At 54.3% G+C, this 15,914-nt stretch carries 13 protein-coding genes; 4 read left to right on the forward strand and 9 right to left on the reverse strand.

Annotated features, from left to right (window positions below; all coding sequences use genetic code 11):
- Positions 1-1,227: a DNA polymerase IV gene (gene dinB, locus EJ361_RS08925; protein WP_126245142.1), complete on the reverse strand. Its 1,227-nt coding sequence runs from the start codon at positions 1,225-1,227 to the stop codon at positions 1-3.
- A 128-nt stretch (positions 1,228-1,355) separates the two neighbouring features.
- Between dinB and EJ361_RS08930 the strand changes: the two genes are divergently transcribed.
- The gene (locus EJ361_RS08930) at positions 1,356-2,030 is read left to right on the forward strand and encodes an SdpI family protein (RefSeq protein WP_126245143.1); all 675 of its coding nucleotides are present in this window, start codon (positions 1,356-1,358) and stop codon (positions 2,028-2,030) included.
- Between the two features lie 98 nt (positions 2,031-2,128).
- Here EJ361_RS08930 and EJ361_RS08935 read toward each other — a convergent pair whose 3' ends face one another.
- Positions 2,129-2,593 carry a hypothetical protein gene (locus EJ361_RS08935; RefSeq protein ID WP_126245144.1) on the reverse strand — a complete coding sequence of 155 codons (465 nt, stop codon included), beginning with the start codon at positions 2,591-2,593 and terminating at the stop codon, positions 2,129-2,131.
- A gap of 111 nt (positions 2,594-2,704) precedes the next feature.
- On the opposite strand from EJ361_RS08935, the gene EJ361_RS08940 reads away from it, so the two are divergent.
- Positions 2,705-3,460, forward strand: coding sequence for an XRE family transcriptional regulator (locus EJ361_RS08940; RefSeq protein WP_126245145.1), 756 nt, complete (start codon positions 2,705-2,707; stop codon positions 3,458-3,460).
- Positions 3,461-4,172: 712 nt separating this feature from the next.
- Positions 4,173-4,538 (forward strand): VOC family protein, encoded by a 366-nt coding sequence (locus tag EJ361_RS08945; protein ID WP_126245146.1) that lies wholly within the window; start codon positions 4,173-4,175, stop codon positions 4,536-4,538.
- Positions 4,539-4,545: 7 nt separating this feature from the next.
- On the opposite strand, the gene pdeM is transcribed toward EJ361_RS08945, so the two are convergent.
- Together pdeM and EJ361_RS08955 are read right to left on the reverse strand one after the other, a co-directional pair.
- Positions 4,546-5,196, reverse strand: a complete 651-nt coding sequence (gene pdeM / locus EJ361_RS08950; protein WP_205686961.1) for a ligase-associated DNA damage response endonuclease PdeM — start codon at positions 5,194-5,196, stop codon at positions 4,546-4,548.
- Between the two features lie 58 nt (positions 5,197-5,254).
- Positions 5,255-7,699: a ligase-associated DNA damage response DEXH box helicase gene (locus EJ361_RS08955; RefSeq protein ID WP_126245148.1), complete on the reverse strand. Its 2,445-nt coding sequence runs from the start codon at positions 7,697-7,699 to the stop codon at positions 5,255-5,257.
- 47 nt (positions 7,700-7,746) lie between these two features.
- On the opposite strand from EJ361_RS08955, the gene EJ361_RS08960 reads away from it, so the two are divergent.
- Positions 7,747-9,066 carry an NCS2 family permease gene (locus EJ361_RS08960; RefSeq protein WP_126245149.1) on the forward strand — a complete coding sequence of 440 codons (1,320 nt, stop codon included), beginning with the start codon at positions 7,747-7,749 and terminating at the stop codon, positions 9,064-9,066.
- 76 nt (positions 9,067-9,142) lie between these two features.
- Here EJ361_RS08960 and EJ361_RS08965 read toward each other — a convergent pair whose 3' ends face one another.
- The 5 genes from EJ361_RS08965 to guaA all read right to left on the reverse strand — a co-directional run bounded on the left by EJ361_RS08965 (position 9,143) and on the right by guaA (position 15,888).
- The gene (locus EJ361_RS08965; protein WP_126245150.1) at positions 9,143-9,958 is read right to left on the reverse strand and encodes a sulfite exporter TauE/SafE family protein; all 816 of its coding nucleotides are present in this window, start codon (positions 9,956-9,958) and stop codon (positions 9,143-9,145) included.
- Positions 9,959-10,208: 250 nt separating this feature from the next.
- On the reverse strand, positions 10,209-11,807 hold the full coding sequence (locus EJ361_RS08970; protein ID WP_126245151.1) for an ATP-dependent DNA ligase: 1,599 nt from the start codon (positions 11,805-11,807) through the stop codon (positions 10,209-10,211).
- Complete coding sequence (locus EJ361_RS08975; protein WP_126245152.1) at positions 11,807-12,814, reverse strand: ligase-associated DNA damage response exonuclease; 1,008 nt, start codon at positions 12,812-12,814, stop codon at positions 11,807-11,809. The genes EJ361_RS08970 and EJ361_RS08975 overlap by 1 nt, the downstream gene beginning before the upstream one ends.
- A 104-nt stretch (positions 12,815-12,918) precedes the next feature.
- A complete protein-coding gene (locus EJ361_RS08980) occupies positions 12,919-14,244 on the reverse strand; it encodes an ABC transporter substrate-binding protein (RefSeq protein WP_126245153.1) in 1,326 nt (441 codons plus the stop codon).
- 105 nt (positions 14,245-14,349) lie between these two features.
- On the reverse strand, positions 14,350-15,888 hold the full coding sequence (gene guaA / locus EJ361_RS08985) for a glutamine-hydrolyzing GMP synthase (protein WP_126245154.1): 1,539 nt from the start codon (positions 15,886-15,888) through the stop codon (positions 14,350-14,352).
- Positions 15,889-15,914: the final 26 nt, after the last annotated feature.

The raw sequence follows: 15,914 nt of genomic DNA on the forward strand, positions 1-15,914 counted from the left end.
TCAATGTCCGGGATAACGGCGTTTCATAATAAATGTTTCTTTCTGGAACGGCTGCAACTGCTGCTCGAAATTGCCGCTACTGCTGCTGCCGCGCATCAGGTATTGCCATCCGAATTGCGATTTGATACTGTCGATCGCCTGGTACAGCGATATCATATCCGCCGTATCGTCGAAAAGACTGATCTGGTAATTCCCCGATACGAGATTGCTGAACCGTATCCCGATGAGCCGTACCAACAGCCTGCGGTCGTACAGTTTGGTGAACAGTTGTTTGACGTGGCCCAGCAGCACATGATCGCTGGACGAATACGGGACGCTCAGTTGTTTGGTCACCGTTTCGAAGTCCGAATACCGGATTTTGACCGTAACACAGCCTGTGAGCCGGTTTTGCTGCCGGAGCTCGAACCCGATCTTCTCCGTCATCCGCACCAGTTCGCTGTGCATAAACCCCAGGTCGATCGTGTCTTGCGGAAAAGTCGATTCCGTGGAGATGGATTTCTGTTCATGGAACGGCACAACAGGTGATTCATCGATCCCATTGGCCTTGTTCCACAACGAAATGCCGTTTTTTCCCAACCACGCCTCCAGCAATCCCACCGGGATCTCGCTGAGGGTTTTCACCGTTTCCACTCCGCGCCGCCGCAATTGCGCCGCCGTTTCCTTGCCCACCATGGGGATTTTTTCGACCGGCATGGGCGCCAGGAAACCTTTTTCCTGTCCGAAAGGAATGGAAAGCTGTCCGTTGGGCTTCGCTTCGTTGGTCGCCACTTTCGACACCATTTTATTCGACGCCAGGCCCAGGGAAATGGGCAATTGCGTTTTATGCATGATCTGCCGGCGGAGCTCGGTCGTCCATTTGAGGGAGCCGAAGTATTTGTCCATCCCTGTCAGGTCCAGGTAAAATTCATCGATCGACGATTTTTCGTACAATGGAGCGGATCCGGCGATGATGTCGGTCACTTCCCGCGAAAAATGGCTGTATTCTTCAAAATCCCCGCTGCGGACGATCGCGTGCGGACAAAGCCGCAGGGCCATTTTCATGGGCATGGCGGAGTGGATGCCGAAAGTACGGGCTTCATAGCTGCAAGCGGCCACCACGGCGCGGTCGCTCTTGCCGCCCACCAGCAGGGGCTTGCCTTTCAGGCTATGGTCTTTCAGGCATTCGACCGATACGAAAAAGCAGTCCAGGTCGAAATGCGCGATCGTTCGTTGGCCGTCTAACAACATAAAATCGTGTCTTTGTATCCAAAAATACTAAAAATATTAGTATTGCTAATGTTATTGGCAAATAAAAAAGAAAAATAAACCAAAGGCCTCCGGCGTTTGTTTAAATAGATGTACTAATCCATTTCGTTATGAAACACACGGATTATGTCAAAGAGTTCCTGCTGCTGGCACTGTTGTTAGGGCCGATGGTGTACCTGGCACTGATCTGGAACCAGCTTCCCGCCAGCATACCCACCAATTTCAATATGAACGGCGAGGCCGATGGCGTGGTGAGAAAAAGCGAATTTTTGCTCCTGATGATTTTCCTCTTTTTTACGAACGCGCTGTTGTACGCGCTGTTCCGCTATATTCCGAAGCGGGAGACGTGGGACGAGACGCCTGACGAGTTCAAGGCGTATATGGGCGAATATTACCGCATCCGTTTCCGGATACATATATATCTGGCGGTGTTTACGGCGGTCGTGATCTTCCTTATTTCGCGCAGCAAGGAGATTTTCCTGGAAAAATGGGTGTTTGTGGGGGTAGGATTGCTGATTGCGGCGCTGGGCGTCTTTCTGCGGCACCTGAAACCGAATTATTTCGTGGGGGTGCGCACGCCCTGGACGCTGGCGAGCGATGCGATCTGGACGGAAACGCACCATATGGCGGGGCGCTTGTGGCTGTACGCGGGGATCGTGATCATGGTGGCGGGCATGTTCCTGCCGGTGATCAGCGGGGTGTTCCTGTTTATCTTCGCGGCAATGGCGCTGGCGGCGCTGCCTTACATATATTCTTACCGGCTGTTTTATAAAACACAGGGCTGAATCGTCGAAAGCACGGAGATCATGGCAAGCGGCCTCCGGGCATAAAAAAAGTAAGAACGGGTAAACCTGTTCTTACTTTTTTTATGGTGTATATACCATTAGCGGAGGGAAGGAAGCAGTGCTCTGCCGATCAGTTCGCGGCCTGGCCAGGGAATGAGGGCGAGGAGGAGCACGAGGGCAATGCTGAAGAAGATGAGGGCGGTCTTCTGTTTTTTGGCATCGGAATCTGCTTTCTTGATCTTGGAGCGGCCGATATGGACCATAGCGATGGCCACGATGGCGAGGAGGGTGTGCTCTACGGTGAAGAAGCGGAGCACTTTATCGCCCATAGCGGCGCCCATATTGCCGAAAGCGGTTTTTGTAAGGGAGCTGGTGAACATGAGCACGAGGCCAATGAGCAGCTGGATGTCCAGGAAAATCATGAAGAAGAGGCCTGCCTTGGCATCGCCTGCGCCGTAGGGCTTATTACCGGCGACACCGGCGATGGCGCGAATAACGGCGAGGGCGCCGAAAATCACGATGAGCCAGCGCACGTACGAGTGAATGTCTAACAAAGCGTTCATATTGTTTGAGTTTGTCCGGGGCAAAAATAAGCGTTGAGTCACAGATAAATTTTTTTATTACAAAAAATATTTGCTAATTTTGTTAGCATTGTTGTACTAAATAATTTAGGGATGTCTACTGTTTGCCGAAATCTTAAATACCTGCGCAAGCAAAAGGGCTGGACGCAGCAGGAATTCGCGGACCGTCTCAACATCAAGCGTTCGTTATTGGGGGCATATGAGGAAGAGCGGGCGGAGCCGCGGACGGAAGTGTTGGAGCAGGTGAGCGATATGTTTCGTGTATCGATCGACGATCTGTTACGGCGCGATCTGAGTTCCCAGAAGGAAACTTTCCTGGAGCGCAGGCGTCAGCAGAAGTTGGGCGGTACCAGCCGTCAGAATGTGGTGTTCGTTCCGGTAAAAGCGGCCGCGGGTTACCTGGCCGGCTTTAACGATGATGAGTTCATCGAGGAGTTGAATACGTTTACGTTACCCATGTTGGGCGCGGGCCAGTACCGTGCGTTCGAGATCGCGGGCGATTCGATGTTGCCGACGCCTTCGGGCTCAGTGGTGGTTTGCCACAAAGTGGATGGTTGGGAAGATATCCGTAATAACGAGGCGTATATCGTGGTGACGAACCGCGAGGGCATCGTTTACAAGCGGGTATTGAAGAGCAACCGTTCGAAAGCGAAGGTGACCCTGGCGTCGGACAACCCCATGTACGATCCGTATTCCGTGAATATGGACGAAGTGCTGGAGATCTGGGCGGCGGATGCGGTGATCCAGAAAATGGGTCAGCAGCACAAAATGAGCGTGAACCACCTGGCCGGAATGGTAAACCAGTTGCAGGAACAGGTGAGCATGCTGAAAAAGCAGATGAAGAATTGATTCGCCTTTGATCGCGGGATGGTGCGGCTTTTCACCCTTTCAGAAATGGATCGGCAATAGGGTTATGCCCGTTCAGGGAAAGTAATGTCGTGCCTGGATTAATATGTTTGCGTTGGCATTGGCCCGTGCGAAGAAACAATGTTAAACCATGTCGTACGCTGTCATCGCAGGGCCCAGTAATAATTTTATTCCGGGAAAGTGGTGTCGTGCCTGGATTAATATGTTTGCGTTGGCATTGGCCCGTGCGAAGAAACAATGTTAAACCATGTCGTACGCTGTCATCGCAGGGCCCAGTAATAATTTTATTCCCCGGAATCAGGGTTACAGCTGATTCCGCAAAATAAGTGACATAGAAGAATGCCTTATGTCATATGCAAGGGAACTCATCTTTGTAATAACCCCATGTTAACCATTGATAATGCCGGAGGTTCCTCCGGCATTTTTTGATGGGTGGAATGGAAAAGGAGTATGGTTGTTTGCGTCAATGTAGGAAATCTTCCTGGATTAAAAACCAGGTGACAGATTCTGTTCGTCATGGAAATTGCCGCGTCCTATTAACAAACTTGTGCGTTGGAATGGAACTTTTCAGTATGTCTTACAACTGAAAGGGGATGAAAAATTGAAATGGGAATTGTTTTCAAGTGTAGTAAGACGGGGATTACCCACAAAAGAGAAATACTGTAAATTTACTTACCTGCCAAAAATCAAAACCATGACAACCGAATGCGCAGCTACCATATTCCAGGTCAGCGATCTCGCGGCCGCTACCGTGTTTTACACCGAAACGCTGGGATTTAACCTGGATTTTGAATTCGGAAGCGTAGTGGGGCTGCATCACGGGAATGTATTCATTCACCTCTCCGGCCCTGCATCGCAGGGAAACAAAAAGGCGATAGGGGAGGGACATATGTACATTTTTTGTGACGAAGTGGACGATTATTTCGCAGAGATCGCGGCGAAAGGAGCGGATGCATTCATTCCGCCGGCAGACAGGCCCTACGGTGTTCGTGACTTTGCCGTCAGGGATCCGGACGGAAATATCCTCGCTTTCGGAAAAAGTATCGCTCCCGAAAACTGACCGCCCGTCAAACCTTAAAAATACCATTCCCTCCGATCACGAAAACCGCTGCGTCCGCCGCGGGCTCCAGGGAATATAAACCCGTAAACACACTGAACGCCGGCAGAATCGCGCCTTCCGGCCCGAAATAAAAACAGGGCAGTCGCAACCGCTGCTTGCCATATCCCACCATCCAAACCCCCGGGTGAATATGCCCCGAAACCGCATACGTCTCCCCGTTATCCAAAAGTTTATCTTTCGGATCATGCACGAAATACATTCCGCCCACTTGTAAAGATTCCATCAAATCGATCCCTAAAGAAGCATAGACCTCCGGGTCCATAATATCATGGTTTCCTGTTACCAGTTCGAAACGGATGTGCGGAAACTGGTTCCGCCAAATCTGGAAATACTGCACTTCATTATTTGCCGAGCTGTGGAACATATCGCCCACCACGATCAAGCGATCGGGGTTGTACTTCGTGATCAGTTGCTGCAAACGGTAAAGATCTTCCTGCACGATGTTGGCCGGCACACCAATTCCCGCTTTCCGGAAATGCGCCGCCTTGCCCACATGCAGGTCTGCTACGATCAGCGCCCGCTCTTCTTCCCAATACACTGCCTTCCCGGCGGAAAGCCGCCAGTGTCCACCCTTGATCTCGTACCGAATGTCTTCCAATGTTCGTTGTATTTTATTTGGTCTGTTGCCAGGATTTTTATTTTCCATGCGGCAAGTCCTATTGCCAGAGCGTCATTTTTTTGATGCGGTCTTCCAGTTTTTCGCTTGTCAGTTCCTCCCGAAGGCTATCTACCTTGATGGGGAAACAGAAAGGCGTCAAACGTTGGGGAAAAGTGATCACGATGTTGCCGTTCCGGATCCGTTCCAGCGTCTCCCGCAAGCGGGCTTCTTCCATCTGGTAGAAAAACGCTTCGTTGTAGGCCTGGCGCACGAGGATATTCTGCGCATCGTAATCTTCGAAAACCTTGAACAGTAAAGAGGCGGATGATTGCAAATGCCGGTTGGCTTTCGATTTTCCGGGATATCCCTGGAATACGAGCCCCGCAATCACAGCAATGTCGCGGAACTTGCGGCGCGCCATTTCCGTGGCATTCACGCTGCTTTGTAAGTCTACCGTGAGGTTGTCGGGGGAGAAAAGCTCGTCCGCATTGCTGTCGTCTACAGGTATCGGCTGATCGCTCAGCAGTTCGAAACCATAGTCGTTCATGGCAATGGAAAATGTGATGGGATGCCGCTGGCTGATGCGCCAGGCCAGCAACATGGCCATCACTTCATGGACGAGCCGCCCTTCGAACGGATATACGAATAGATGGTATCCGTCTTCCGTCTGGATTTGTTCCATCAGCAGCTCATTTTCGCGTGGAATGTGCGAAAGTAACTGCTGGAGCTCGAACAGCGGTTGAAGTATCGTGATCTCGGGTTCGTTCGCCTGGCCCGACATGGCTTCGTGGAATTTCCGGCGGAGCATTTTGCCCAAGTTGGCCGAAAGCGGCATCCTGCCTCCATTCCAACTGGGAACAATGCTTTTTTTCGACTTCGATTTGCGCACCAGTACCGTCATGTCTTTGATCATGACGAACTCCAGGTTATGGCCGCTCAACCGGAAACTATCGCCAGGCGTGAGCCGCGAAATGAAATATTCTTCGATGACGCCGACATAACCGCCCGCGAGGTACCTGACTTTCAACATGGCATCGCTTACGATAGTGCCGATGTGCAGGCGATGCCGCATGGCCTGTTGCTTGCTCGTGCAGTAGTAGCGGTCGCCAACGAGGTGGAGTTTATGGTATTCGTCGTAAACCTGCAGGGCTTCGCCGCCAGATACGAGAAACGACAGGCTCCAGTTCCATTCCTCTTCCGTCATTTCCCGGAAGCAAAAAGTGGATAGTACTTCGTTTTTGATCTCTTCCGCGTTGAATCCCTCCGACACACCGAGCGTCATGAGGTATTGCAGCAGTACATCGTACGCCAGTACCACCGGCATCCGGCTTTCGATGAGATTTTCGGCCATGGCGTCTTTCAGCGCGGCGGCCTCTACCAGCTCGAGGGAGTGGGTGGGGAGGAACCAGATCCGGCTGACGGCGTCGGGACGGTGCCCGCTTCGGCCGGCGCGTTGCAGGAAACGCGCCACGCCTTTCGGGCTGCCCACCTGGATAACGGTGTCCACCGGCCGGAAGTCGACGCCCAGGTCGAGACTGGAGGTGCATACCACCAGTTTGAGGATCCCCGTGTGCAGGGCTTCTTCCACCCAGATGCGGAGCGCAGCGTCGATGGAGCCGTGGTGCAGCGCGATGGCGCCTGCCAGCTCTGGACATTCCCTGAGGATTTGGTGGTACCATATTTCCGATTGTCCGCGGGTGTTGGTGAAAAGCAAGGTGGTATTGCTTTCCATGATGACGGGGATCACTTTGTGGAGGAGTCGCAGCCCCATATGCCCCGCCCATGGGTATTTTTCGATCTCGTCGGGCAATATGGATTCCACTTCGATGGCCTTGCGGACATCTGCCCGAACGATGACCCGTTCGCCGGGGAGGTTGCCGAGCAGTACGTCCAGCGCCTCGTCGAGGTTGCCGATGGTCGCGGAAATGCCCCAGATGCGGAGATCGGTGCGGAGGCCGCGGAGCCGGCTGATGCCGAGCTCGGTCATCACACCGCGCTTACTGCCCAGGAGCTCGTGCCATTCGTCGGCCACGATGGTTTCGAGATGTTCGAACCGCCTGGGATATTCTTTCTGGGCGATGAGGATGTGGAGGGATTCCGGGGTAATGATGAGCACCTCGGGCATGTTGCGCTTTTGTTTTTCCCGTACGCTGAGGGGCGTATCGCCACTTCGGATTCCTACGGCCCAGGGTACGTGAAGCTCCCCCAGGGCTTCTTCCATGGCACGGCCGATGTCTTTGGCCAGCGCCCGCAACGGAGTGATCCACATGAGGCGGAGGCCATTGCCGGTGCGAGACCGGTAGTCTTTCGGGTGCTCATTGATCCAGCGGATAACCGAGCCGAGGAATAAGGAAAAAGTCTTGCCGAAGCCCGTGGGGGCATTCACCAGGCCGGAGCGGCCCTGGAGGTAATGTTCCCATGCTTCTTCCTGGAAGGCGAAAGGGGCCAGTCCTTTCGCTCCCAGCCACTGTTCGATCGCTTGCCAGCCGGGTGTGTGTTTCATCAGACAATGAAATTAGGAAAAATTCCCGCATGGCCTACCTTTGCCCTATGCGCGATTTCTTTCGTTTACACGAACACGGTACAACGGTCAGGCAGGAACTGCTGGCGGGTTTGACTACCTTTTCGACCATGGCGTACATCCTGGCCGTCAACCCCATGATCCTGTCCAAAACCGGGATGGATTTCAACGCATTGATCACCGCCACGGCTCTCGCTGCCGCCATCGGCACACTGGTAATGGGATTATATGCGCGTTTGCCGGTGGGGCTGGCGCCAGGGATGGGCCTCAATGCTTTCTTCGCATACACCATCGTGCTGGGAATGGGCTACAGTTGGCAATTTGCGCTAACGGCCGTCTTCCTGGAAGGCATCATTTTCATTTTCCTGTCGCTCTTTCACATCCGGGAAGCGATCATCAACACCATCCCCGAGAACCTGAAACACGCGATATCTGTGGGGATTGGGCTTTTGATCGCACTGATCGGGATGGCCAATGCCGGTATTATCGAAACGGGTATGCGGCATGTGGGAGACGGTAAGCTGGACGGGGTCATCCTGAAAATGGGGCACATCACGAGCGCCGGGCCGCTCATCGCCTTGCTGGGACTGATCGTCAGCGCTGTATTGATGTACAGGAAAGTCAATGCCGCGCTGTTGCTGGGTATCCTCGTTGCCACGCTGGCTGGCATCCCGCTGGGTTTGACCATCTGGCCGGAACACGGTATCATGAGCTTGCCGCCGGGTATTTCGCCGATCGCTTTCCAGCTGGAATTCGACAGGGTATTTTCGATGGATATGGTCGTGATTCTATTTACTTTGTTGATGGTCAATCTGTTCGATACGGTAGGCACGCTCATCGGTCTTTGCAGCAAAGCCGGTTTGCTCGACAGCCGGGGCCGCATCCCCCGGGCGAAACAGGCCCTGTTCGCCGACGCGGTGGGTACCACAGCGGGCGCATTATTGGGGACCAGCGTGGTCACGGCATATGTGGAAAGCGCCAGCGGTATTGCTTCGGGCGGAAGAACCGGTTTAACGGCCGTGACAGTAGCGGGGATGTTCCTCCTGGCATTGTTCTTCGCCCCACTTTTCGCCATGATCCCCGCCGCGGCCACGGCGCCCGCGCTCATCATCGTAGGGATGCTGATGATGGGAGCTGTTGTAAAAATCAATTTCGATGATGTGACGGAAGCGATCTCCGCGTTCCTGGCAATTGTCATGATGCCATACACGTACAGCATAGCGGAAGGCATCGTTTTCGGGATGCTGTCTTATGTTTTGCTGAAAGTCTTCACCGGAAAATACCGTGAGATCAGCCCTGTGATGTATGTGCTTTCGGTACTTTTCGTACTGAGCTTTATGCTGCAATGATTATCAAAAAGTCCGGCGAAAAAAAATGCCGGCTGATCGTTCAACCGGCAATTACTATTGTATGCATATGGAAAAATCAGGTGAACAGGAGCCGGACGCCTACGATGAGCAGTGCGCCGGCGAGGGCGATCATGATGCCTTTGGGCTTCACTTTGCTAGAAAGCCCCGCGCCCAGTTGCGCACCAATTACCACGCCGATACCGATGGAAAGCGCGGTCTGCCAGCCTTCCCAGAAACTGCCCTGGATCATATGAACGATCGTGCCTGCCAAAGACATAATGGCCAGGATGAAATGGCTCGTTGCCGTTGCGATGTGGATGGGGAAATTCAGTACGCTGATCAGCGCCGGAACGTGGATAATACCACCACCGATGCCCAGCAGGCTGCTGATGAAGCCCACGGCGAAACTGATCAGAATGCCGTACCAGATATTAAAACGATATTGATGGTGCTCGCCGCTGCGCTCCGTGAGGTCGCGGTCCACACATTTCCCCTTGAGCGAACCCTGGGCATACGCGCCCCGGTTGGGCCTGGCGATCAGGAAGAGCGCGATCACGATCAGCAATCCCCCCAGGATCAGGTTAAAAACATGCCGCGAAATGACACTCGTGGCCATGGCGCCGAGAATGGCGCCCGGCAATGTAGCGACCGCGAAAATGGCCGCGGAACGGTAATCGATCCGTTTTTTCCGGGCATACGCCACCGATCCGGAGGTCGCGTTCAGGCAAACCACCGCCAGCGAAATGCTCGTCAGTACGTCGGGCGCCATGTCCGGGTACATCAACAGCAATAAAGGCATGAGGATAAAGCCTCCCCCGGCCCCGATCAGGGTCCCGAAGGTTCCGATCCCAAATCCTATCAATACTAGCAACAATGCGGCCTGCAAGTCCATCTGGCGTTAAATGATTTTCACGTGTGAATATTGCATCCTTTTCGTATAACGGTAGAAAAGCCAATGGTCCGGCAATGGTAGGTTCAATTGCGTTTTTTTAATGTTGGTCGTCGAATGATTGGTCCTTTTTTTCCTTCCGTCTATTACGGTCCAGGGATGTTTTGGCGGCAGGGTGTCAACCCCCGCAAATCAAAGGTAGTACATCACTTCAACACATATTCTGTAGACTAAAAGGGTAATCTTGATGAGGTTACATCTGCGCCGCCAGGAGTTGTTTGAGATCGTCCAGCGTATTGATCTCGGAGACGGGTTTATCCTTCCGCCAGCGGTGTATCCGGGGGAAACGCAGTGCGATACCGGATTTGTGCCGGTTGCTCGCCGCGATGCCTTCGAAAGCGATCTCGAAAACGAGTTCGGGCTTCACGGTGCGCACGGGCCCGAATTTCTCCACCGCATGCCGCTTCACCCAGGCGTCTACTTCCGCGATTTCCGCATCCGTCAACCCCGAATAGGCCTTCGCGAAAGGCACGAGCTGATCGCCGTTACGCACGGCGAACGTGTAGTCGGTATACAGGTTCGAGCGGCGGCCATGGCCTTTCTGGGCGTAAATCATCACCGCATCCACGGTAAACGGATCGATCTTCCATTTCCACCAATCACCGCGCCGCCGGCCCACCTGGTACGCGGATCCCGCGTTTTTCAGCATAACGCCCTCGCTATTGTTGCCCCGGCTTTGTTCGCGAAGTACCGCCAGTTCGTCCCAATCCCCGTATTCGATCAGTGGGGACATCTTCAACGCCGGCCGGTCCGCGGTTTTCACCAGCGTTTCCAGCAGCTCCCGGCGCTCGCGGAGCGGCAGCGGCCGGATATCCTGCCCGTTCCATTCCATCATATCATACGCCAAAAGTACCACCGGCGCCTCCTGCAGTTGCTTTTTCGTGAGGTTTTTACGGCCGATGCGGGTTTGCAGGTTCTGAAACGGCAACGGGCGATGCAGCACTTCATCCCAGGCGAGTATTTCGCCGTCAACGACCGTCCCGTCCGGCAAATATTCCAGCAGACCGGCGATTTCGGGGAATTTGTCGGTAATCAGTTCCTCGCCCCTCGACCACAAGAATACCTGTCCGTTCCGGCGGATCAGCTGCCCGCAGATGCCGTCCCATTTCCATTCGGCCTGCCAGTTGGCCGGCGCCCCCAGGCCCGAGGGGCTTCCTTCCAGCGCATGCGCCAGAAAGAATGGATAAGGCCGCGAATCGTCCGGATTGCTGTGGTGATCGTGCAACAGTTGCGGCAGCGTGGTTGCGCGGGGATCCCAATTTCCACCGATCATATGGCTGACCACCGCGCCCTCCATCCCGAAAGCTTTCGCAATGGCATTGACGATCGTTCCCTGAGACACCCCGATCCTGAACCCGCCTGTGATCAGCTTGTTGAAAACGAATCTTTCGCCCGGCTGCAGTTGCTCCCAGGCGCTGCGGATGAATGCGGATTTCTCCGCTTCGGGTGCCTTTTCCAGCGAGATCAACGCCTCCATCCAGAAATGCAGCGGCATGGAACGGTCCCCCTTTTCCGGCGGCGGCAACAGCAGTGCGATGGTTTCGGCCAGGTCGCCGACGGTATGGTAGCATTCGTCGAACAACCATTCGGGAAGGCCCGCGGCCTCGCGGCACCAAAGGCGCAATTGCGCGGAATTTACGGTGCGCCTGGGTTTCCGTCCGGTGAACAGGGCCAGCACCCAGGCGGCGTCACGCTCGTCGGCCGTGGAAAAATAATGGCTGAGCAGCTCCAGTTTTTCGTTCGTCTTGGTGCTGTGCGAAAGGGCTGATATGAGTTGCGAGAACTGGTGCATCAGGCGGAGGTTTCGGTTTCTTCTTCGCCGCCGAACGCCGTGCGCACGGCTTCCGCGGGTAGGTCGTTTTCCTGTAGAAAGCGCGCCAGTACGCTGCTGAACCCATGGGTAACGAATACTTTTTCCGCGCCGGTTTGTCTGATCGTTTGCAGCAATCCCGGCCAATCTGCATGGTCGGAAATCGCGAAGCCTGCATCGGCGTTCATTCTCCGGGTGTTCCCGCGTACCTGCATCCACCCGCTGCAAACACCGAGCGAATAGGGCGAGAATTTCTTCATCCACGCAGAATCCGCCGCGGAAGGCGGTGCGATGATGAGCTGGTTTTTCATTTCGCTTTTGTTCGTTTCCGGGGTGATAAGCTCCACCGCCGGAAGGGGCCATCCTGCTGAAAGTAGCGACTGATGGGCGTTGTAGATCGCTCCATGCACGAAGAAGCGCTTCCCCGTATGCGCTAAATTGTATAAAAGCCGCTGCGCCTTGCCGAGACTGTACGCCACCAGGATACTTTGTTTCCCCGCGGCCTCGTTTTCCCGCATCCAGCCTTCGATATCGCTGAAAATCGCCGTCTGCGGCCGCCAGCGGTAGATCGGCAGCCCGAAAGTGCTTTCAGTAATGAACGTATGGCATTTCACGGGTTCGAACGCACCGGAGATACCGTCGTTCTCCGTTTTATAATCGCCGCTGGCCACCCAGGACTGCCCGCCCACCGTCACTTTCACCTGCGCAGAACCGATCATGTGGCCGGCCGGATACAACGATACTTCCGCGCCGCCTATCCTCACCGTCTCTCCCCAACCCGCGCCCTGCACGGAAATATCCTTCCCCAGCCGCAATCGCAGCAAGGGCACGGAATCGTTCGTACAGAGGTAATGCCGGCTGCCCAAACGGGCGTGGTCGGAATGCGCGTGCGTGATCACGGCGCGGTCTGCGGGCTTCCAGGGGTCGATGTAAAAATCGCCCGCAGGACAGTAAATGCCGCCTTCGGTGAATGTGAGAACGGGTTGCATGGATACCTGAATCTACAACAAAAACCGGTCCGCCTGGTTGGGAGATCGGGGAATAAAAAAAGACCGGGGAAACCGGTCTTTTTCTGTAATCATTTATTTATCAATCAGTTGATAGCATTCATCTTAAAGTCTGCGCTATCGCCTTTCTGGATGATATAGATGTTCTTGTTTTCGAAATAATCCGGCGTTTCTGCGTCTTCCTGGAGGTAAACAGGTTGATAATTGAACGTTGTGAAGAGGCGGTTGCCCGGTTTGTTGAGGTCTTTGTTGAAATACACCCCATCCTGCGCGAGCGCCTTCACGAAATACCAGGTAGCCTCGAATCCTTTAAACGCCATGTCTGACGGGCGGGATTTATACTTGTGGCGGAACGCGTCTGCCAGGTATTTAGAAAAAACATCTGTCTTATCGTTGTAATAAGGTGAGGTATAATACATCGTCATCCCCTCGAACTCGGGCTCCTTGAACTTCATCACGTCCCAGGTCGGCATGCCGAAAACATGCAAGGGGTAAGTGGCGCGTTGGGTCGACAGCTTGCGGAGGATGTTTTTGGCGCCGGCTTCGTCGAGCGCGGTCACGATAAGCGCGTTCGGCCGGTCGGCCAGCAGTAACTGCGAGATTTGCGATTCCGTGGTGGCATCGCTCCAGATCAGTTCGCGCACGCGGGACTTATTGCCGTAGTTCATCCTGTCGTACGCAGCCTTGATATTGGCATAAATGCCGGCTTCGAAGGGCGTATTGCGGCGAACCACCACGATGTTTTTGTTGGCGAACCCGCGCTGCACGTAATCATGCACGGCTTCCACGTTGGAGCGGAGGGTGCTGTTGGTGATGAGGAAGAAAGGGTTGTTGGAGATACCGCCATCGTTGGGATAGGTGGCGGAAACGAAGTTGATTTCATTCCGTTTCGCGAAATCGCTGATGACTTTGATCTCGGGCAAGGAAACAGAACCGATGATAAGGTCGGTATTGTCGAGCCGGCGGCTGCGGATGAGGCTGGCCGCGTCGTTCGTCCGGGATTTGCTGTCGAATATCTGCACATTGAGTTTCACGCCGAGGCGGGAAAGGGAATCGAGGGCGAGTTGGGCGCCTTCGTAGAATTCGAGGCCGGCGAGCACGTAGCGGGGCATGGTGCGGCCGGGGATTTCGAGGCCGTTGGCAAAAACGGAATCGAGATACAGGGGTGCGAAGATGGCGACGTTATAGGCGTCTTTCTTCACTTCCTTTGCGAATGCGGGAACATTGAAGGGAGCCCTGGCAGCGGGTTTCTCTTCAACCGGTTTTTTGGGCTCTTCCTTTTCCGGCTTGCTCAGTTCGGGAGGCGGGCCATCCGTTTTCTGAGGCGCCTGGCGGAAGATGCTACAGGCGGAAAGCAGGAGGGCGAAAGACATATTGAGTGCCAGCTTGCCCGGGTTGTTCGTTCGGTTCATGAGGCCAAATTTGCAAAAATCATTCCATGGATAAAAACAGTTACGAATTACAAATGAAAAAAAACGTTCATCCGTAATTCGTAACTGCTCATTCGTTGAAGGGAATTATTCCCATTCGATAGTAGCCGGCGGTTTGGAGCTGATGTCGTACACCACGCGGTTGATACCTTTTACCTTATTAATAATGTCGTTCGATACTTTGGCGAGGAACTCGTAAGGGAGGTGCGCCCAGTCTGCCGTCATCCCGTCGGTCGATGTAACGGCACGGAGGGCAACGGTGAACTCGTAAGTCCGTTCATCGCCCATTACGCCAACGCTTTGTACGGGGAGGAGGATGGTGCCTGCCTGCCAAACCTGGTTATAGAGTCCCATTTCGCGGAGCAGTTCGATGTAGATGGCGTCTGCTTCCTGGAGCATGTGCACCTTTTCGGGGGTGATTTCTCCGAGGATGCGGATGGCCAGGCCCGGGCCGGGGAAGGGATGGCGGGCGAGGAAGATGTCGCTGATGCCGATTTCCTTGCCAACGCGGCGGACTTCGTCTTTAAAGAGGAAGCGGAGCGGTTCCACCAGTCCCATATTCATCTTTTCCGGCAGGCCGCCCACGTTGTGGTGGGATTTGATGGTGGCCGACGGGCCGTTCACGGAAACGGATTCGATCACATCCGGGTAAATGGTGCCCTGGCCGAGGAACTTAATGTCTGTCAACGCTTTAGATTCCTGCTGGAACACCTCGATGAAGAGGCGGCCGATGATCTTGCGCTTGGTTTCGGGATCGGAAACACCTTTCAGTTCGCCATAGAACAGCTCTTTCGCGTTTACGCCTTTTACGTTGAGGCCCATGTGTTTATAGGAATCCAGCACGGTCTCGAACTCGTCTTTGCGCAGCAGCCCGTTGTCTACGAACACGCAATACAGGTTCTGTCCGATAGCTTTGTGGATCAGCTCGGCAGCCACGGTAGAGTCTACCCCGCCGCTCAGCGCCATTACCACTTTGCTGTCTCCCACCTGTGCCTTGATACGGGCTACGGTTTCCTGAACGAAAGCCGCGGGCGTCCAGTCCTGGTGCATTCCGCAGATATGGACGAGGAAGTTGCGGATGATTTGTTTCCCTTCGATGGAGTGCGTCACTTCGGGGTGGAACTGCACGGCATGAACGGGGTATTTGGCGAGGGTGAGGCTTTTGAAGGCCGCCACCGGGATGTTGTCTGTATGCGCGATGGGGGTGAACACTTCGGGCAGGCGAACGATCGTGTCTGCATGGCTCATCCACACCTGGCTTTTCAGGTTTACGTCGTAGAAAAGGGGCTCTTCCTTGTTGGAATGTTCCAGGAACGCACGGCCGTATTCACGGGTGCTGCTCTTGGCCACCTCGCCGCCGAAAACCTTGGCCATCAGCTGGGCGCCGTAGCAAACCCCCAGCACGGGTACACGCGCCGCCATGGCGGCAATGTCTACCACAGGCGCCTGCGGGTCGTTTACGGAAAAAGGAGAACCGGAAAGAATAATGCCTTTAATACTGTCTTCCCATTCAATGGGCTTGTTACATGGCTGTATTTCACAATAAGTATTCAGTTCCCGGATGCAACGTGCAATCAGCTGCGTATACTGGGACCCGAAATCGAGGATCAGGATCTTTTCTGTCATGGTGGTGCAAAGATAAAGGAATTTCG

The sequence above is a fragment of the Chitinophaga rhizosphaerae genome, from assembly GCF_003958645.1.
Lineage (GTDB): Bacteria > Bacteroidota > Bacteroidia > Chitinophagales > Chitinophagaceae > Chitinophaga > Chitinophaga rhizosphaerae.

Bases quoted from the DNA above. Each gene is read 5' to 3' on its own strand.
- guaA (WP_126245154.1), bottom strand. From the start codon at position 15,888: ATGACAGAAAAGATCCTGATCCTCGATTTCGGGTCCCAGTATACGCAG.
- EJ361_RS08945 (WP_126245146.1), top strand. From the start codon at position 4,173: ATGACAACCGAATGCGCAGCTACCATATTCCAGGTCAGCGATCTCGCG.
- EJ361_RS08970 (WP_126245151.1), bottom strand. From the start codon at position 11,807: ATGCACCAGTTCTCGCAACTCATATCAGCCCTTTCGCACAGCACCAAG.
- EJ361_RS08965 (WP_126245150.1), bottom strand. From the start codon at position 9,958: ATGGACTTGCAGGCCGCATTGTTGCTAGTATTGATAGGATTTGGGATC.
- EJ361_RS08955 (WP_126245148.1), bottom strand. From the start codon at position 7,699: ATGAAACACACACCCGGCTGGCAAGCGATCGAACAGTGGCTGGGAGCG.
- EJ361_RS08980 (WP_126245153.1), bottom strand. From the start codon at position 14,244: ATGAACCGAACGAACAACCCGGGCAAGCTGGCACTCAATATGTCTTTC.
- EJ361_RS08960 (WP_126245149.1), top strand. From the start codon at position 7,747: ATGCGCGATTTCTTTCGTTTACACGAACACGGTACAACGGTCAGGCAG.
- dinB (WP_126245142.1), bottom strand. From the start codon at position 1,227: ATGTTGTTAGACGGCCAACGAACGATCGCGCATTTCGACCTGGACTGC.
- EJ361_RS08975 (WP_126245152.1), bottom strand. From the start codon at position 12,814: ATGCAACCCGTTCTCACATTCACCGAAGGCGGCATTTACTGTCCTGCG.
- EJ361_RS08940 (WP_126245145.1), top strand. From the start codon at position 2,705: ATGTCTACTGTTTGCCGAAATCTTAAATACCTGCGCAAGCAAAAGGGC.
- EJ361_RS08935 (WP_126245144.1), bottom strand. From the start codon at position 2,593: ATGAACGCTTTGTTAGACATTCACTCGTACGTGCGCTGGCTCATCGTG.
- EJ361_RS08930 (WP_126245143.1), top strand. From the start codon at position 1,356: ATGAAACACACGGATTATGTCAAAGAGTTCCTGCTGCTGGCACTGTTG.